Source organism: Cellulomonas pakistanensis (assembly GCF_016862755.1).
GTDB lineage: Bacteria > Actinomycetota > Actinomycetes > Actinomycetales > Cellulomonadaceae > Cellulomonas > Cellulomonas pakistanensis.
Map to the genome: position 1 here is coordinate 1 of NZ_BONO01000049.1, position 1331 is coordinate 1331.

Consider the following 1331-nt stretch of genomic DNA (forward strand, 5'->3'; position numbering starts at 1 on the left):
GGGTGAACCCGGAGACGCTGAACCAGTCGCTCTTGAGGCCGAGCGCGACCCGGACCTGGTTCCCGGTGAACGAGCTCTGGCGGCCGTCGGTCGCCGTGACCACCATTGTCAGGACCCGTCCGCCATCGGCCCCCAGGCCGTTGCGCGCCGTGACCGTGACGCCCGCCACGGGGCCGGTGCCGAGCGCGGACGCGATGGTCGTGAGCGGCACGCTGACGGTCCAGTCGTGGTTCGGGTTGCCGCGCGTGGCGTCCCCGAGGTCCTCGACGGCAGGGAACACGCCGCCCGCCGTCCAGCCGCCGGTCGACGAGCTGAACTCCGTTCGGGAGACGGCGCCGTTGCCGGCGCGCCGCACCTGCCCGGAGGTGTCGGCGATCGCCTGGTTCGTCGTCGCGTGCTCGGACGAGACGACGGCCCCGCCCGTCGGCTGCGTGAACGACCCTCGGTACACCTGGCACGCCGTGGTGTCGCAGATCGTCGTCGCCCCGCTGGACAGCGCGTAGCTGCGCGCCGCCACCGTCTGGGCCCGCAGGGCGTGCATGCCCCGGCCGCCGCCGGCCGTTCCCCACGAGGCGGGGCTCTCGGCCGGCACGACGCTCCGGAGGTAGTCGTCGATGCTGACCCGGTTGACGGTGGTCTGGTTGGCACCGGAGGTCACCGCGGACAGCGTCCCACGGTAACCCGTCGTCTTGCCGGCCTCGCAGACCTGCAGCAGGTTCGCCTGGCTCGTGGCCGACGCCGAGGTCGAGACCGTGACGCCGGACGCCTTCCCGGTGCTCCAGACCGTCCACGGCCCCGCGCACCCGCTCCCCCGGTACACCGTGTACGTGCCGGCCGCCTCACGGCGCAGCAGCACGGCGGCGGTCCCGGCCGATGCGCCGTCCACCTGCAGCGAGGACCCCGTCACGACGGTGTCCCTGCCCGCGAGCCTGGTCAGCTGCACGGCGACGACCGGGTTGCCCGCGTCCGCCGCGAGCCGGGTGCCGCCGTAGTAGTGGTCGAGGATCTGCTGGTAGGTCCACCCGTGGTCGACCGCGTACCCGTACGACCCGTACTGGCCCATACCGCGCCCGTGGCCCCAGCCGTGCCCGGTGAACGTGAGGGCGTCCGCCGTCGCGGCCTCGGCCCTGACGGGGCCCAGCGGCCCCGTGCCGAACGGCAGCAGCAGTGTGGTCAGCACCGCCACCACCGTGACCGTCAGCGCCCGCCCCGTCCTCGTCGCCCGCCCCATGCCCGTGCACCCCGTCGTCTCGTCGGTACGCCGCATCGCCGGACGCACGCATCCCCCTCGTTCTCGGTTCACGAGGGGAAGCGCTTGACCGCGAGGGCGA

1 protein-coding gene is annotated in these 1331 nt (G+C 73.9%); it reads right to left on the reverse strand.

The window, feature by feature from the left end:
* Nucleotides 1–1180: SpoIID/LytB domain-containing protein (locus tag Cpa01nite_RS18365; RefSeq protein WP_203670310.1), on the reverse strand; the 1180-nt coding region annotated here is incomplete at its 3' end.
* Nucleotides 1181–1331 lie beyond the last annotated feature (151 nt).